Source organism: Citrobacter sp. Ct235 (assembly GCF_030332305.1).
Taxonomy (GTDB): domain Bacteria; phylum Pseudomonadota; class Gammaproteobacteria; order Enterobacterales; family Enterobacteriaceae; genus Citrobacter_A; species Citrobacter_A telavivensis.
Genome location: NZ_JAOWIC010000049.1, coordinates 532,866 through 548,631, shown reverse-complemented (window position 1 = coordinate 548,631; position 15,766 = coordinate 532,866). Strand labels below are relative to the sequence as shown.

Below are 15,766 nucleotides of genomic sequence, written 5' to 3'. Positions count from 1 at the left end.
CCCCAAAAAGAACGGTACATATGGCAATTCCGGAGATTTTATGACCACAACACCGGCACAGCGCATTGGCGGTTGGTTACTGGGCCCGCTGGCCTGGCTTTTAGTCGCCTTGATGAGTGCCTCGCTGGCCCTGTTTCTGTATGCTACAGCACTCGCCTCTCCCAAAACGTTTGCGATGCTGGCAGAGCAAAGTACCGGCAATCTGCTGTTGTGGGGCGTCTCTTTTCTCACCGCGATCGCCATGTGGTATTACACCCTGTGGTTGACGATTGCGTTCTTTAAGCGCAGACGCAGTGTTCCGAAACATTATATTATCTGGCTACTGGTCTCCGTCTTACTGGCGGTTAAAGCCTTTGCTTTTTCGCCGGTACCCGACGCACTCGCGGTACGCCAGTTGCTATTTCCGCTGCTGGCGGCGGCACTGTTAGTGCCCTATTTCAAGCGCTCAGTACGTGTGAAAACCACCTTTGTGAATCCGTAATAACCCTACAGTTAACCTGTTGTCGCCTGCTGTAGATTGTCAGATAATAGGCGGCTTTTTTATTTCAGGCCGAAAAATGACTGATTACCTGCTGCTGTTTGTCGGAACTGTACTGGTCAATAACTTTGTACTGGTTAAGTTTCTGGGTCTTTGTCCCTTTATGGGCGTTTCCAAAAAACTGGAAACCGCGATGGGGATGGGGCTCGCGACCACGTTTGTGATGACGCTGGCTTCAATCTGCGCCTGGCTGATTGACACCTGGATCCTGATTCCGCTCGATCTCATTTATCTGCGTACGCTGGCCTTTATTCTGGTTATCGCGGTCGTGGTGCAATTTACCGAAATGGTGGTGCGCAAAACCAGCCCGGCGCTCTATCGTCTGCTGGGGATCTTCTTGCCACTTATCACCACCAACTGTGCGGTCCTCGGTGTGGCGCTGTTGAATATCAATCTCGGCCACAACTTTTTGCAGTCGGCACTGTACGGCTTTTCCGCCGCTGTCGGCTTCTCACTGGTGATGGTGCTGTTTGCGGCGATTCGCGAGCGTCTCGCCGTCGCGGATGTGCCAGCTCCGTTTCGCGGTAACGCCATTGCGCTGATTACCGCCGGGTTAATGTCTCTGGCCTTTATGGGCTTTAGTGGTTTGGTGAAGTTGTAATGAATGCTATCTGGATTGCCGTTGCCGCCGTGAGCCTGCTGGGTCTGGTGTTCGGCGCTATCCTGGGTTATGCCTCCCGTCGTTACGCGGTGGAGGATGATCCTGTCGTTGAAAAGATTGATGAAATTCTGCCGCAAAGCCAGTGTGGGCAATGCGGCTATCCTGGCTGTCGCCCCTACGCGGAAGCGATTGGTGGCCAGGGTGAAAAAATTAACCGTTGTGCGCCCGGCGGCGAAGCGGTCATGTTGAAAATTGCGGAACTGCTGAACGTCGATCCCCAACCGATTGATGGCGATGAACAAGACGTTGCGCCGGTTCGCATGCTGGCGGTAATTGATGAAGCTAATTGCATTGGCTGCACCAAATGTATTCAGGCCTGTCCAGTGGACGCAATTATTGGCGCTACGCGCGCCATGCACACGGTGATGAGTGATTTGTGCACGGGCTGTAATCTCTGCGTTGACCCCTGCCCGACTCACTGCATTGAACTGCGTCCGGTCGCCGAAACGCCTGACAACTGGAAGTGGAATTTGAACACGATCCCCGTGCGTATTATCCCCGTGGAACAACATGCTTAAGTTATTCTCTGCTTTCAGAAAAGATAAGATCTGGGATTTCAACGGCGGCATCCATCCGCCGGAAATGAAAACACAGTCAAACGGCACGCCGCTGCGCCAGGTTCCCCTCGCGCAGCGTTTCGTTATTCCGCTCAAACAGCATATCGGTGCTGAAGGGGAACTGTGCGTCACCGAAGGGCAGCATGTACTGCGCGGACAGCCGCTAACCCGTGGATGGGGAAGAATGCTCCCGGTTCATGCGCCTACCTCCGGGACGGTGGTGGCGATTGCGCCCCACTCGACGGCGCACCCTTCAGCATTAGCCGAGCTGAGCGTAATCATTGATGCCGACGGTGAAGACCGTTGGATTGAACGTGAAGGCTGGCAGGATTACCGTTCGCAGAGTCGCGACGCCCTGATCGCCCGCATTCATCAGTTCGGCGTCGCCGGGCTGGGCGGAGCCGGTTTCCCGACCGGGAATAAATTACAGGGCGGCGGCGACAAAATTCAAACGCTGATCATCAACGCCGCGGAATGTGAACCCTATATCACCGCCGACGATCGTCTGATGCAGGATTGTGCGGCGCAGATCGTCGAGGGTATCCGCATTCTGGCGCATATTCTGCAACCGCGTGAAATCCTTATTGGTATTGAAGATAACAAACCGCAGGCGATCTCAATGCTGCGTGCGGTGCTGGCCGGCGCGCAGGATATCGCGCTGCGCGTGATCCCAACGAAATACCCTTCGGGCGGGGCAAAGCAGCTTACCCAAATCCTGACCGGAAAACAGGTTCCGCACGGCGGTCGTTCTTCCGACATCGGCGTACTGATGCAAAACGTCGGCACGGCGTATGCGGTTAAACGTGCGATTATTGACGGCGAACCGATTACCGAGCGCGTTGTGACCCTCACCGGTGAAGCGGTCAGTCGTCCGGGTAACGTCTGGGCGAGACTCGGTACGCCGGTACGCCATCTGCTAAATGATGCGGGTTTCTGCCCTTCTGCCGATCAGATGGTGATCATGGGCGGCCCATTGATGGGCTTCACCCTGCCGTGGCTCGATGTCCCGGTGGTGAAGATAACCAACTGTTTGCTGGCACCGTCGGCAACGGAAATGGGCGAGCCGCAGGAAGAGAAAGGCTGCATTCGCTGTAGCGCCTGTGCCGACGCCTGCCCGGCCGATCTTCTGCCCCAGCAGCTTTACTGGTTCAGTAAAGGACAGCAGCATGACAAAGCCACCGCGCATAACATTGCCGACTGCATTGAGTGTGGCGCTTGCGCCTGGGTCTGCCCAAGTAACATTCCGCTGGTGCAATATTTCCGTCAGGAAAAAGCGGAGCTTTATGCAATAAGCCAGGAAGAAAAGCGCGCGGCGGAAGCCAAAGCGCGTTTCGAAGCGCGTCAGGCTCGCCTGGAGCGTGAGAAAGCCGCGCGTCTGGAACGTCATAAGAAAGCCGCCGTACAGCCAGCGGCGAAGGATCAGGATGCCATTGCCGCCGCCCTGGCTCGCGTTAAAGAGAAACAGGCTCAGGCGACGCAACCAGTAATGATTAAAGCAGGTGAAACGCCGGACAATAGCGCGGTGATTGCGGCTCGTGAAGCGCGTAAAGCGCTGGCACGAGCAAAACAGGCCGGGAACGCCACCGCTACTGACACCGATCCGCGCAAAGCGGCCGTCGAAGCCGCTATTGCCCGCGCAAAGGCGCGCAAACAGGAACAGCAGGCCAGCAGCGAACACGCTGCGTCTGATGAACCGGTGGATCCGCGTAAAGCCGCCGTCGAAGCCGCTATTGCCCGCGCAAAGGCGCGCAAACAGGAACAGCAGGCCAGCAGCGAACACGCTGCGTCTGATGAACCGGTGGACTCGCGCAAAGCCGCCGTCGAAGCCGCTATTGCCCGCGCAAAGGCACGCAAGCAGGAGCAGCAGGCCAGCAGCGAACCCGCCGCGTCGGATGAACCGGTGGACTCGCGTAAAGCCGCCGTCGAAGCCGCTATTGCCCGCGCAAAGGCGCGCAAGCAGGAGCAGCAAGCCAGCAGTAAACCCGCCGCGTCGGATGAACCGGTGGATCCGCGTAAAGCCGCCGTCGCCGCCGCAATAGCACGGGCAAAAGCCAAAAGAGACGCTCAGCAGCAGGTTGTTAACGAGGATTAAATGGTATTCAGAATCGCAAGCTCTCCCTACACGCATAATCAGCGTCAAACGTCGCGCATTATGCTGCTGGTCTTACTTGCCGCCGTGCCGGGAATTGCCGTGCAATGGTGGTTTTTCGGCTGGGGAACTCTGTTGCAGATCGTACTCGCCTGCGCAAGTGCGCTGCTGGCTGAAGCCGCCGTGCTCAGATTACGTAAGCAACCGGTAGTGGCGATTTTAAAGGACAACTCCGCGCTACTGACCGGTCTGCTGCTTGCCGTCAGTATTCCCCCGCTCGCGCCCTGGTGGATGGTGATCCTCGGTACGGTATTCGCGGTGATCATCGCCAAACAGCTGTATGGCGGTCTGGGACAAAACCCGTTCAACCCGGCGATGATTGGCTATGTGGTGCTGCTTATCTCTTTCCCGGTGCAGATGACCAGTTGGTTACCGCCACAGGATATTGCCGCCACAACGCCAGGACTGCTCGATGCCCTGCAGATCATCTTTACCGGACAGACCACCGGCGGGGGCGACATGCATACGCTGCGCATGGGGATTGACGGGATAAGCCAGGCCACGCCGCTGGACACCTTCAAAACGTCCCTGCATGCCGGTCATTCTGTTGAGCAGATCATGCAATACCCCATTTACAGCGGCATCTTTGCCGGTGCGGGCTGGCAGTGGGTCAACCTGGCCTGGCTGGCTGGCGGTGTTTTTCTGCTGCAACAAAACGCTATTCGCTGGCATATTCCGGTTAGCTTCCTGCTCTCATTAGCCGTCTGCGCGACGCTGGGTTGGCTATTTGCGCCTGAGACGCTCGCCTCCCCGCAAATTCATCTGCTCTCCGGGGCAACGATGCTCGGCGCATTCTTCATTCTGACTGACCCGGTGACGGCGTCGACGACCAATCGCGGTCGTCTGGTGTTTGGCGCGCTGGCAGGCTTGCTGGTGTGGTTAATCCGCAGTTTCGGCGGCTATCCGGATGGCGTGGCCTTTGCCGTGCTGTTGGCCAATATCACGGTCCCGCTGATTGACTACTACACGCGTCCGCGCGTGTACGGACACCGCAAAGGATAATCCATGCTGAAAACGATTCGTAAACATGGCATCACCCTGGCGCTGTTTGCGGCGGGGTCGACTGGACTGACTGCCGCCATCAACCTGATGACCAAAACCACCATTGATGAGCAGGCGGCCATTCAGCAAAAGGCGCTGTTTGATCAGGTTCTGCCTGCCGATCGCTATAATAACCGTTTGCAGGATCGCTGCTTCGTGGTCAGCGCGCCCGCACTGGGGAAAGGCGAGCATCGCGTCTATATTGCGGAGCAGGACGGTACGCCCGTGGCGGCCGTGCTTGAGACAACGGCGCCGGATGGCTATTCTGGCGCCATTCAGTTGCTGGTCGGTGCCGACTTCAGCGGCACGGTTTTGGGCACTCGTGTAACGGAACACCATGAAACGCCTGGGCTGGGCGATAAAATTGAACTGCGCCTGTCAGACTGGATAACCGGTTTCAGCGGTAAAAAGATTCAGGGTGACAACGACAGCCACTGGGCCGTGAAAAAAGATGGCGGAGATTTTGATCAGTTTACCGGGGCAACGATTACGCCGCGCGCGGTGGTCAATGCCGTCAAGCGTGCAGGGCTGTATGCCCAAACGCTGCCTGCGCAACTGCCTCAACTTCCGGCCTGCGGAGAGTAAGTCATGAGTGAAATTAAAGACGTCATCGTTCAGGGATTGTGGAAAAATAACTCCGCGCTGGTGCAACTGCTGGGGATGTGCCCGCTGCTGGCGGTCACCTCGACTGCCACCAATGCCCTCGGGCTGGGGCTTGCCACCACGCTGGTGCTGACGCTGACCAACCTGACTATCTCCGCGCTGCGCCGCTGGACGCCAGCCGAAATTCGTATCCCGATTTACGTGATGATCATCGCCTCGGTGGTCAGTGCGGTACAAATGCTGATCAACGCCTATGCCTTTGGTCTTTACCAGTCATTGGGGATCTTTATCCCGCTGATCGTGACCAACTGCATTGTGGTGGGACGCGCTGAAGCCTTTGCCGCCAAAAAGGGTCCGGCGCTGTCGGCGCTGGACGGCTTCTCCATTGGGATGGGGGCAACCGGCGCTATGTTTGTGCTGGGTTCCCTGCGCGAGATAATCGGTAACGGGACGCTGTTTGACGGGGCGGACGGACTGCTCGGCAACTGGGCAAAGGTGCTGCGCGTGGAAATTTTCCACACCGACTCTCCTTTCCTGCTGGCAATGTTACCGCCTGGCGCATTTATTGGGCTGGGACTCATGCTGGCGGTGAAATATCTCATTGATGAAAAGATGAAAAAGCGCCGCGCCAGTGCGGCTGTCGCGACGGAGTTGCCCTCCGGTGAACCAGGGAATGCCTCATGAATAAAGCAAAGCGGTTAGAAATATTAACCCGATTACGCGCGAACAATCCGCATCCGACCACCGAGTTGAACTTCAACTCCCCCTTTGAGCTGTTGATCGCGGTGCTGCTGTCGGCGCAGGCGACGGATGTCAGCGTGAACAAGGCCACGGCGAAACTCTATCCGGTTGCAAATACCCCCGCCGCGATGCTGGAGCTCGGCGTTGAAGGGGTCAAGTCCTACATCAAAACGATCGGCCTGTTTAACAGCAAAGCCGAGAACGTGATTAAGACCTGCCGTATTTTGCTTGAGCAGCATCATGGCGAGGTGCCAGAAGATCGTGCGGCGCTTGAAGCGCTGCCGGGCGTGGGCCGCAAGACGGCGAATGTTGTGCTGAATACCGCCTTCGGCTGGCCAACCATCGCCGTCGACACGCATATCTTTCGCGTGTGTAACCGTACCCAGTTTGCACCGGGCAAAAACGTTGAGCAGGTGGAAGAGAAATTACTGAAGGTGGTTCCCGCGGAATTTAAGGTCGACTGCCACCATTGGCTTATCCTGCACGGGCGCTATACCTGTATTGCCCGTAAGCCGCGCTGTGGTTCCTGTATCATTGAAGATCTCTGTGAATTCAAAGAGAAGGTGGATATCTGACCGCCAGGGGCTGGTAACATTGTCCAGCCATCACTTTTTGTTATCCTCTACTTCTTTCTTCCCAATCCGTCAATGATTCCGCTTTCTACGTCTTATACAAATGATTCATCCTGGCTATAAGCACTTATTCAGGTTAATCCTTTTTTTAATAACGAAAATTTCTATCCAATTGTGATCTCGATCATAGTGATAACTCTATGTAAATTTTTCTGTTCATTTTGGTTAACTTTGCATTCAGATGACAATGCGTCAGTTTTTATACACAAAACATTACACTGGCTATTTTTTAGATGCTGGCCTTTATCACTACATTATCCGACAAATAGCAGAACATATCGCCATACAACCATTTTCAGGGCAATGTGACAGCGTAATAAACTGCCATTACTCAATTAATAAAATTTAACGCTAGATAACATTTGCCCACCCCGTGGAATCCACCATTCAATATATATGTAACAGAGTATTACAAAGGACTTGTCTGAAAGTGCAAGATAGTGAACATTACTCGCCGTTTCCCCTCCCACTATAACAATTTCACGGCTACCCAAGAGGTATCACGTGACAGAACACCCCCGTTAATATGGGATGTAAAAAAAGAGGTTAAAGTGTCTACTGCAAACAAGAAACCAACGGAAAGCGTCAGTCTTAACGCTTTCAAACAACCGAAGGCGTTCTATCTCATCTTCTCGATTGAGCTCTGGGAGCGTTTCGGTTATTACGGCTTACAAGGAATTATGGCCGTTTACCTTGTTAAACAACTGGGTATGTCTGAAGCGGATTCAATCACTCTTTTCTCATCCTTTAGCGCCCTGGTTTACGGTCTGGTCGCCATTGGTGGCTGGTTAGGTGACAAAGTTCTGGGTACCAAGCGCGTCATTATGCTCGGTGCGGTGGTACTGGCTATCGGCTATGCACTGGTGGCATGGTCCGGACACGACGCCGGTGTCGTTTATATGGGGATGGCCGCCATTGCCGTCGGTAATGGTCTGTTTAAGGCTAACCCGTCCTCTCTGCTGTCGACCTGCTATGCGAAAGATGACCCGCGTCTTGATGGCGCCTTTACGATGTACTACATGTCCGTCAATATCGGTTCATTCTTCTCTATGCTGGCAACACCGTGGCTGGCCGCGCATTACGGCTGGAGCACCGCGTTCGCGCTGAGCGTCGTCGGTATGCTGATAACCGTAGTAAACTTCGCATTCTGCCAGCGTTGGGTGAAAAACTATGGTTCTAAACCTGACTTCGAACCTATCAACATCCGCAACCTGCTGCTGACCATCGTCGGTGTTGTCGCGCTGATCGCAATTGCGACCTGGCTGCTGCATAACCAACAAATCGCACGTATGGTGCTGGGCGTGATCGCACTTGGTATCGTCTTTATCTTCGGTAAAGAAGCGTTCGCCATGCAGGGTGCCGCTCGTCGTAAAATGATTGTGGCCTTCATTCTGATGCTGGAAGCTATCATCTTCTTCGTACTGTATAGCCAGATGCCGACGTCGCTGAACTTCTTCGCTATTCGTAACGTTGAGCACTCTATTCTTGGCATTGCATTCGAACCTGAACAGTATCAGGCGCTGAACCCGTTCTGGATCATCATTGGTAGCCCTATCCTCGCGGCTATCTATAACAAGATGGGTGACACTCTGCCGATGCCAACTAAGTTTGCCATTGGTATGGTGCTGTGTTCAGGCGCGTTCCTGATCCTGCCGCTGGGAGCAAAATTCGCGACCGATGCGGGTATCGTTTCCGTTAACTGGCTGATCATCTGCTACGGCTTGCAAAGTATCGGTGAGCTGATGATTTCCGGTCTGGGTCTGGCCATGGTGGCACAGCTGGTTCCACAGCGTCTGATGGGCTTCATCATGGGCAGTTGGTTCCTGACCACCGCCGGTGCCAACATCATTGGCGGTTATGTCGCCAGCATGATGGCGGTTCCTGAAAATGTGACCGATCCGCTGATGTCTCTGGAAGTGTATGGTCGCGTGTTCCTGCAGATTGGCGTGGCGACCGCCGTGATCGCTGTTCTGATGCTGCTGACGGCGCCGAAACTGAACCGCATGACTCAGGACGACGAACCAGGCGAGAAAGCGTCCAAGACCGCTACCGCGTAAATTTCTGGGAAACGCGTAATGAAGCTGCTAACTTTGCGTTAGCAGCTTTTTTTTTGCCTGAACCCGAACCAGGATACGTTAAACCTCAGTTGAAAGGAGTTATCGATGAAACTGTTCTACAAGCCAGGCGCCTGCTCTCTTGCTTCCCATATTACCCTTCGCGAGAGTGGGAAAGATTTCACGCTGGATGGTGTGGATTTGATGAAGAAGCGTCTGGAAAACGGTGATGATTTTTTCGCGGTCAATCCGAAAGGACAGGTTCCCGCCCTGCTGCTCGATGACGGCACGCTGTTAACCGAAGGCGTGGCGATTATGCAATACCTCGCCGATAGCGTTCCTGACCGCCAGTTGTTGGCGCCCGTGAGCAGCATCTCGCGCTATAAGACGCTGGAGTGGCTTAACTACATTGCAACTGAGCTGCACAAAGGCTTCACCCCGTTGTTTCGCCCTGATACTCCGGAAGAGTACAAACCGACCGTTCGTGCGCTGCTGGAGAAGAAGATGCAGTACGTTGATGCTTCCCTCAAAGAGGGACAGTGGATATGCGGATCGCGTTTCACTATCGCAGATGCCTACCTTTTCACCGTACTGCGCTGGGCATACGCGGTGAAGCTCAATATGGATGGGTTGGCGCATATCGCGGCGTATATGAAGCGCATGGCTGAGCGTCCGGGCGTTGCGGCGGCGCTGAAAGCTGAAGGGTTACAATAAGCGAATTGTGCCGGATGGCGGCGGTAGTCGCCTCATCCGGCAAGTGGGTCAGAGTTGTGTGGCGCTGAAGTAATGCTCTGGTTGCGCGATCCTGTCCTGTGCGGCAACCACCTGTAGTTCATATTCCTGCATCGCTTTGGTGGCAATCATAATCTCATACACCGCCGCAGTGACATGCTCCAGCGCCTGCTGGTTTGTCGCCCCCTGCAACAACTTCACTAACAGCAACCCGCTGGTTACATCGCCAACGCCGACCGGCTGGCGTGTGCCGAAATCCACCAGCGGACGGCTGATGTGCCAGGCGTCATCAACAGTGACCAGCAGCATTTCAAAACGATCCTGACTGTAACCCGCGCGCGCCAGATGTTTTACCAGCACGATCTCCGGTCCCTGTGCGATTAACTCGCGGGCGGCGACAACGGCGTCATCCACACTGTTCACCGCGTGTTCGCAGAGGATTTCCAGCTCAATCAAATTCGGCGCAATAATATCGCTTGCTGGCAGCGCGTGACGAACATGAAATTCGGCGACGCCCGGGGCGACGATGCAGCCTTTCTCCGGATGTCCCATCACCGGGTCACAAAAATATTTCGCCGCCGGGTTGGCCGCTTTCACCTGACGCACGATCCCCAGAATATGCTCGCCCTGCTCGGCAGAACCCAGGTAACCGCTCAGCACGGCATCGCAGCGCTTCAGCTGATCGATATCAGCTATGCCCTGCACGATCTCGGTCAGATGTGATGGCGGCATGACGCAGCCTGTCCATTTGCCGTATTGCGTGTGATTAGAGAATTGAACCGTATTGAGGGGCCAGACGTTGGCACCGAGGCGGCGCATCGGGAATTCCGCGGCACTATTGCCAGCATGCCCAAAAACAACGTGGGACTGGATGGCGAGAATATTCTTCATTTTTTGCTTACCACAACCCTGAAAATAGAAAGGGGCGTGGTTTCCCACGCCCCTGCTGACTTTCGATTACTTCCAGCACACCAGACAGTAATTCTTCTTACCGCGACGCAGCAGCGTGTAGCGGCCATACAGGCGATCGCCTTCGACGAAGGTGTATTCCGGATCTGACTGCTTCTCACCATTAATGGTGATCGCGTTTGACGCAATGGTTTTACGCGCCTGACCACGAGACGGCTGCAGTTCTGAATCTACCAGCGCCTGCATCAGGTCAGCGCCTTTTTCCATTTCAACCATCGGCACGCCATCCTGCGCCAGCTGTTCGAAGTCCGCTTCGCTCAAATCGCTCAGCGTGCCGTTGAACAGGCTCTCCGTGATGCGTTTTGCCGCGATAAGACCTTCTTCACCGTGCACCAGACGCGTGACCTGCTCGGCCAGCACATATTGGGCACGCGGCGCTTTGCCGCTGTTCTTGTCTTCTTCTTCCAGCGCATTGATCTCTTCAATGTCCATGAAAGTGAAGAACTTCAGGAAACGATACACGTCGGCGTCCGCCGTGTTGATCCAGAACTGGTAGAATTTGTACGGACTGGTTTTCTTCGGATCCAGCCATACTGCGCCGCCTTCGGTTTTCCCGAACTTGGTGCCGTCGGCTTTAGTGATCAGCGGAACGGTCAGACCGAAGACCTGATTCTGATGCAGACGACGCGTCAGGTCGATCCCGGAAGTAATGTTACCCCACTGATCGGAACCCCCGATTTGCAGCGCCACACCATGCAGTTTATTCAGGCAGGCAAAATCATAACCCTGTAACAGGTTGTAGGAGAACTCGGTGAAGGAGATCCCCTGATCGTCACGGTTCAAACGCTGCTTCACCGCTTCTTTGTTGATCATCTGGTTTACAGAGAAATGCTTACCGATATCGCGCAGGAAGGTCAACACGTTCATGTTGCCGAACCAGTCATAGTTGTTCGCCGCGATAGCGGAGTTTTCGCCGCAGTCGAAATCCAGGAACGGAGCAACCTGTTTACGGATTTTGTCTACCCACTCCTGAACGGTGTCTTCGGTGTTCAGTTTACGCTCGGCGGCTTTAAAGCTCGGGTCGCCAATCAGACCGGTCGCGCCGCCGACCAGCGCCACAGGTTTGTGACCTGCCTGCTGGAAGCGTTTCAGGCATAACAATGGAACCAGATGCCCCAAATGCAAGCTGTCAGCGGTAGGATCGAAGCCGCAATAGAGCGCGATCGGGCCTTGCGCCAGTCGCTCTGCTAACGCTTCCTCGTCCGTCACCTGGGCGACCAGCCCCCGCTCTTGCAATTGTTTAATCAAGTTACTGCTTGCCATCAAAATCTCCATGTATAAAACGACTGCACCTTTGCCGGTACACGACTTTTCGCCAGACGCGAAAGCTCTATAGAATAAAGCGCTGGCGCACACAGCGCTAGCGCTTAAAACAACAATTTTCCGGGTTTATGGCGCGAGACGGTCAATTTTCCATGCGTTATTTTCACGCTGGTATAAAAAGCGGTCATGCAGTCGGTGTTCACCGCCCTGCCAGAACTCCATCTGCTCAATGCTGACGCGAAATCCGCCCCAGAAACTGGGCAGCGGCACTTCACCTTGCTGGAATTTCTGTTTCAGTTCGAGGAATTTGCTTTCGAGGATCCCGCGCGCGGAAATGCGGCTGGACTGTTTCGAGACCCAGGCACCTATCTGGCTGTCACGTGGACGACTGTGGAAATACTTCACCACTTCCAGCGTCGATAAGCGCTCGGCTTTGCCGGTCACCATCACCTGACGCTCCAGCATATGCCAGGGAAACAGCAGGCTGATCCGTGGATTTTTTTCGATTTGATGCGCTTTGCGGCTGCCAAGGTTGGTATAGAACACCAGACCTTTTTCATCGTAGTGTTTCAACAACACAATACGCTGATAAGGTTGGCCATTTTCGTCAACGGTCGCCACGACCATGGCGGTGGGATCCGCCAGTCTGGCGTCACATGCCTGAGCCAGCCAGCGTTCGAAAAGGGTTAACGGCTCAGCGGGAAGATCGCGGCGGCGCAGACCGCCTTTGGTATATTCACGGCGCAGATGCGCGATTTGCTGCAATTCGTCGTTATCAGACATGGTGCTCGCTACGGATTGTCAGTGGGTGGCGCTATTGTGCGCCGCCCTGCTGGAAATCTCAACGCTTCGGGTTTTGTAACTGGCAGTTATTCAGCACGATACGGTCACGTTTGTAGACGGTCGCACCGTCGCCTTTCGACCAGAACACATAAATTCCGTCGGTATAACGCGCGCCCGACGCCGAGATGCCCTGCTTCAGATTGAGCAGTTTGTTGTCATAAACAAAGTTCACCTCCTGACGGGTATTATTCAATTTCACCGTCAGCGGTTTTTCATCACACTGGTATTCCAGCGTGTCCGTTTGCATTCGCTCAACAAACTGATTGTAGACGCTACAACCGGACAGCATAAGCGGGAAACAGATGAGTAGCAGTTTTTTCATAGACGTATCCTGAAGACTTTCCTGGTCCGGGAGGGTGAATTCACCCTCCTTAATCTCCACAGTGTAACGGCAGAAGACGAAAGAAAAATTCAGTTAACTCTGAGTTCGCGGGTTGGCGGGGAAAACAGCACCGAGCACACTCGCTTCGCGGGCACCGGTGACCGAGGGCAGATTGCCCGGAAGACCGGCAAGCGTACGCCATGCCAGCCACGCAAACGCCAGCGCTTCCATATCATCGCCGCTAATCCCGGCTTCATCGGTGGTGGTCACTTCGGTTCCCGGCAGCAGTCCCGCCAGGCGTGTCATCAACAGCGGGTTGCGACTGCCGCCGCCGCAGACCATCAGGCGCTCACACCCTCCGCTCAGCAGCACCTGCTCGGAGATGGTTACCGCCGTCAGTTCCGTCAGCGTCGCCTGAACGTCTCGCGGGCTAATCCCCGGGAACGCCGTCATCTGACGTTCGATCCAGCCATAGTTGAAGTATTCCCGTCCGGTACTTTTCGGTGCCGGTAGCGAGAACCAGGGGTCACTGAGCATGTTTTGCAGCAACGGAATAATCACCGTCCCGCCGCAGGCCCATTGCGCATCTTTATCATAAGGTTTACCGCACTGCCGCCAGATCCAGGCATCCATCAGCATATTGCCAGGACCGGTATCGTATCCACGAACGGGTTGCCCTGGAATCAACATCGACAGATTCGCTATACCGCCAATGTTGAGCACCATTCTTCGCTCCGTTGGATGCGCGAGCAGCGCCTGATGAAATGCGGGCACCAGTGGCGCGCCCTGTCCGCCCAGCGCAATATCACGACGGCGGAAATCGCCGACCACCGTGATACCGGTACGCGCCACAATCTGGTTGTTATCGCCAATCTGTAGCGTGTGCGGTGCAACGCCGCCAGGTTCATGCCACACGGTTTGCCCGTGGCAGCCGATGGCGACAATGTCTTGCGGACGGAGTTTTTCCTGTGCCAGCAGCGCATTTACCGCCTCTGCAAACAGCATGCCCAACTGGACATCCAACTGACCAAACTGGGAGAGCGTCAGGGATTGTCCCTGACAGATATCGAGAATCGCCTGTTTAAGGGACACCGGCATCGGCCAGGTGAGACTCCCCTGTTGAGCCACCATCGTGTCATCAATCGTCGCCAGTACTACATCGACACCATCAAGACTGGTGCCAGACATCACGCCAATATAACGGCCCGATTTCATACATGTTCCTTTTTTAAGCATAATGTTGCGTCAACACTCCATCACAAACGCGCAGTCAATGCTACGCTTCATTCACGTTTTTCCCCCGAAAGCGCGTGCGCAATGTCAATTAAGTGGATCCGCTGAATAGTTCGTTTAAAGTTGGTTAACCTGGCTGTTATTATGATTTCTGCATCGTTAAGACAGAACATGTGACCTTAAACGCACAAATACCATATAATTTGACCATGAGGGATGCTTGGGTAGCGTTTCATGGTGAACAGGAGATTTTTAGATGATTAAACGTGTGCTGATCGTTTCACTGGCAGGCCTGTCTCTGGTGGGTTGTTCCAACACAGATAGCCTTTCAGGCGATGTCTACACCGCCTCCGAAGCGAAGCAGGTGCAGAATGTCACCTACGGTACGATTGTGAACGTCCGTCCGGTCAAAATTCAGGCCGGTGATAATGAAAACGTGATCGGCGCCATTGGCGGTGCCGTGCTCGGCGGCTTCCTGGGGAATACTGTCGGTGGTGGTACGGGTCGTTCCCTGGCAACCGCGGCAGGCGCTGTCGCTGGTGGCGTTGCCGGTCAAGGCGTACAGGGCGCGATGAACAAAACGCAGGGCGTTGAGCTGGAAATCCGCAAGGATGATGGCAACACCATCATGGTTGTTCAGAAACAAGGGGATACGCGTTTCTCTGCAGGACAGCGTGTCGTGCTGGCCAGCAACGGTCGTCAGGTTACCGTCTCTCCGCGCTAAGTGAATTAACGTGTGGTCAGATCCTGACCACACGTTTCATGATTTTAATCGTGCGACTGGAGCTCAATAATATTGTGTTCAAGTCGGGTGATCAGCTTGATCAGCAGATCAATTTCCTGCGCAGTAATCCCTTCCAGAATTTCACCACGCGTTTTATTGATAACCGCTTCCATATCGGCAATCAGCGGCTCTGCTTTTTCCGTTAGCTTTATACGTTTAGCACGGCGATCGCTGACACAGGTTTGACGCGAAATGAGCCCTTTCTCTTCGAGCTGATCCAGCGTACGTACCAGTGACGGCTGTTCAATGCCAATCGCTTTTGCCAGTTGTATCTGTGATTGATCCGGTGGCAATTGATGAATATTATGCAGCGTTACCCAGTGTGTCTGCGTCAATTCCAGAGGCTTAAGACGGTGGTCTATCAAAGCACGCCAAATGCGCACCAACCGTGCCAGATCAGAACCTAATGGCGATTCCAATTTCATCTCCTTATAATTAGCTTGCTAAGATATTATACTGATTTTAGAATAGTGTGCAGCAATTGTATTGCTAAAACAAATGTATTGCTGCAATTGGTTACCGCCAGACATATTTTTCAGACATTACGCGAAAAAAGCGCTCGTCATGCCGGTTTTTGCTAAACCTGTATACACGTAACCTGACGCAAAGGACTATTGCTTGTGACCTCCGCACTCAATACTACA

At 54.3% G+C, this 15,766-nt stretch carries 17 protein-coding genes; 11 read left to right on the top strand and 6 right to left on the bottom strand.

The window, feature by feature from the left end; genetic code table 11:
• The first annotated feature begins 40 nt into the window (after positions 1–40).
• The 10 genes from OGY35_RS19785 (at position 41) to gstA (ending at position 9,690) form a co-directional block, all read left to right on the top strand.
• The gene (locus OGY35_RS19785) at positions 41–481 is read left to right on the top strand and encodes a DUF2569 domain-containing protein (protein ID WP_286633201.1); all 441 of its coding nucleotides are present in this window, start codon (positions 41–43) and stop codon (positions 479–481) included.
• Positions 482–557: 76 nt separating this feature from the next.
• The gene (gene rsxA / locus OGY35_RS19780; protein WP_005121199.1) at positions 558–1,139 is read left to right on the top strand and encodes an electron transport complex subunit RsxA; all 582 of its coding nucleotides are present in this window, start codon (positions 558–560) and stop codon (positions 1,137–1,139) included.
• Entirely contained in the window at positions 1,139–1,717 is a 579-nt protein-coding gene (rsxB, locus tag OGY35_RS19775) for an electron transport complex subunit RsxB (protein ID WP_286633200.1), read from the top strand. The genes rsxA and rsxB overlap by 1 nt, the downstream gene beginning before the upstream one ends.
• The gene (gene rsxC, locus OGY35_RS19770) at positions 1,710–3,848 is read left to right on the top strand and encodes an electron transport complex subunit RsxC (protein ID WP_286633199.1); all 2,139 of its coding nucleotides are present in this window, start codon (positions 1,710–1,712) and stop codon (positions 3,846–3,848) included. Before rsxB ends, rsxC begins: the two co-directional genes overlap by 8 nt.
• Entirely contained in the window at positions 3,849–4,907 is a 1,059-nt protein-coding gene (rsxD, locus tag OGY35_RS19765) for an electron transport complex subunit RsxD (RefSeq protein ID WP_286633198.1), read from the top strand.
• A 3-nt stretch (positions 4,908–4,910) separates the two neighbouring features.
• Positions 4,911–5,531 (top strand): electron transport complex subunit RsxG, encoded by a 621-nt coding sequence (rsxG, locus tag OGY35_RS19760; RefSeq protein WP_152404819.1) that lies wholly within the window; start codon positions 4,911–4,913, stop codon positions 5,529–5,531.
• 3 nt (positions 5,532–5,534) lie between these two features.
• Entirely contained in the window at positions 5,535–6,233 is a 699-nt protein-coding gene (locus OGY35_RS19755) for an electron transport complex subunit E (protein ID WP_046480516.1), read from the top strand.
• A complete protein-coding gene (gene nth / locus OGY35_RS19750; protein WP_286633197.1) occupies positions 6,230–6,865 on the top strand; it encodes an endonuclease III in 636 nt (211 codons plus the stop codon). The genes OGY35_RS19755 and nth overlap by 4 nt, the downstream gene beginning before the upstream one ends.
• Before the next feature lie 608 nt (positions 6,866–7,473).
• Entirely contained in the window at positions 7,474–8,979 is a 1,506-nt protein-coding gene (dtpA, locus tag OGY35_RS19745; RefSeq protein WP_152404821.1) for a dipeptide/tripeptide permease DtpA, read from the top strand.
• Positions 8,980–9,084: 105 nt separating this feature from the next.
• Positions 9,085–9,690: a glutathione transferase GstA gene (gstA, locus tag OGY35_RS19740; RefSeq protein ID WP_152404822.1), complete on the top strand. Its 606-nt coding sequence runs from the start codon at positions 9,085–9,087 to the stop codon at positions 9,688–9,690.
• Between the two features lie 48 nt (positions 9,691–9,738).
• Here gstA and pdxY read toward each other — a convergent pair whose 3' ends face one another.
• The 5 genes from pdxY to anmK all read right to left on the bottom strand — a co-directional run bounded on the left by pdxY (position 9,739) and on the right by anmK (position 14,320).
• The gene (pdxY, locus tag OGY35_RS19735) at positions 9,739–10,599 is read right to left on the bottom strand and encodes a pyridoxal kinase PdxY (protein WP_152404823.1); all 861 of its coding nucleotides are present in this window, start codon (positions 10,597–10,599) and stop codon (positions 9,739–9,741) included.
• A 66-nt stretch (positions 10,600–10,665) separates the two neighbouring features.
• Complete coding sequence (gene tyrS, locus OGY35_RS19730; RefSeq protein ID WP_042319202.1) at positions 10,666–11,940, bottom strand: tyrosine--tRNA ligase; 1,275 nt, start codon at positions 11,938–11,940, stop codon at positions 10,666–10,668.
• Between the two features lie 126 nt (positions 11,941–12,066).
• A complete protein-coding gene (gene pdxH, locus OGY35_RS19725) occupies positions 12,067–12,723 on the bottom strand; it encodes a pyridoxamine 5'-phosphate oxidase (RefSeq protein ID WP_046480507.1) in 657 nt (218 codons plus the stop codon).
• 58 nt (positions 12,724–12,781) lie between these two features.
• Positions 12,782–13,105 (bottom strand): C-type lysozyme inhibitor, encoded by a 324-nt coding sequence (gene mliC / locus OGY35_RS19720; RefSeq protein WP_044254665.1) that lies wholly within the window; start codon positions 13,103–13,105, stop codon positions 12,782–12,784.
• Between the two features lie 93 nt (positions 13,106–13,198).
• Positions 13,199–14,320 carry an anhydro-N-acetylmuramic acid kinase gene (gene anmK / locus OGY35_RS19715; protein ID WP_286633196.1) on the bottom strand — a complete coding sequence of 374 codons (1,122 nt, stop codon included), beginning with the start codon at positions 14,318–14,320 and terminating at the stop codon, positions 13,199–13,201.
• Positions 14,321–14,594: 274 nt separating this feature from the next.
• Here anmK and slyB point away from each other — a divergent pair, with 274 nt between their 5' ends.
• Entirely contained in the window at positions 14,595–15,062 is a 468-nt protein-coding gene (gene slyB, locus OGY35_RS19710) for an outer membrane lipoprotein SlyB (RefSeq protein WP_046480503.1), read from the top strand.
• Between the two features lie 44 nt (positions 15,063–15,106).
• Here slyB and slyA read toward each other — a convergent pair whose 3' ends face one another.
• Positions 15,107–15,547 (bottom strand): transcriptional regulator SlyA, encoded by a 441-nt coding sequence (gene slyA / locus OGY35_RS19705; RefSeq protein ID WP_080949892.1) that lies wholly within the window; start codon positions 15,545–15,547, stop codon positions 15,107–15,109.
• Positions 15,548–15,766 lie beyond the last annotated feature (219 nt).

Coding starts and splice junctions, on each gene's coding strand:
- OGY35_RS19785 (WP_286633201.1), top strand. CDS start 41: ATGACCACAACACCGGCACAGCGCATTGGCGGTTGGTTACTGGGCCCG.
- rsxA (WP_005121199.1), top strand. CDS start 558: ATGACTGATTACCTGCTGCTGTTTGTCGGAACTGTACTGGTCAATAAC.
- rsxB (WP_286633200.1), top strand. CDS start 1,139: ATGAATGCTATCTGGATTGCCGTTGCCGCCGTGAGCCTGCTGGGTCTG.
- rsxC (WP_286633199.1), top strand. CDS start 1,710: ATGCTTAAGTTATTCTCTGCTTTCAGAAAAGATAAGATCTGGGATTTC.
- rsxD (WP_286633198.1), top strand. CDS start 3,849: ATGGTATTCAGAATCGCAAGCTCTCCCTACACGCATAATCAGCGTCAA.
- rsxG (WP_152404819.1), top strand. CDS start 4,911: ATGCTGAAAACGATTCGTAAACATGGCATCACCCTGGCGCTGTTTGCG.
- OGY35_RS19755 (WP_046480516.1), top strand. CDS start 5,535: ATGAGTGAAATTAAAGACGTCATCGTTCAGGGATTGTGGAAAAATAAC.
- nth (WP_286633197.1), top strand. CDS start 6,230: ATGAATAAAGCAAAGCGGTTAGAAATATTAACCCGATTACGCGCGAAC.
- gstA (WP_152404822.1), top strand. CDS start 9,085: ATGAAACTGTTCTACAAGCCAGGCGCCTGCTCTCTTGCTTCCCATATT.
- pdxY (WP_152404823.1), bottom strand. CDS start 10,599: ATGAAGAATATTCTCGCCATCCAGTCCCACGTTGTTTTTGGGCATGCT.
- tyrS (WP_042319202.1), bottom strand. CDS start 11,940: ATGGCAAGCAGTAACTTGATTAAACAATTGCAAGAGCGGGGGCTGGTC.
- pdxH (WP_046480507.1), bottom strand. CDS start 12,723: ATGTCTGATAACGACGAATTGCAGCAAATCGCGCATCTGCGCCGTGAA.
- mliC (WP_044254665.1), bottom strand. CDS start 13,105: ATGAAAAAACTGCTACTCATCTGTTTCCCGCTTATGCTGTCCGGTTGT.
- anmK (WP_286633196.1), bottom strand. CDS start 14,320: ATGAAATCGGGCCGTTATATTGGCGTGATGTCTGGCACCAGTCTTGAT.
- slyB (WP_046480503.1), top strand. CDS start 14,595: ATGATTAAACGTGTGCTGATCGTTTCACTGGCAGGCCTGTCTCTGGTG.
- slyA (WP_080949892.1), bottom strand. CDS start 15,547: ATGAAATTGGAATCGCCATTAGGTTCTGATCTGGCACGGTTGGTGCGC.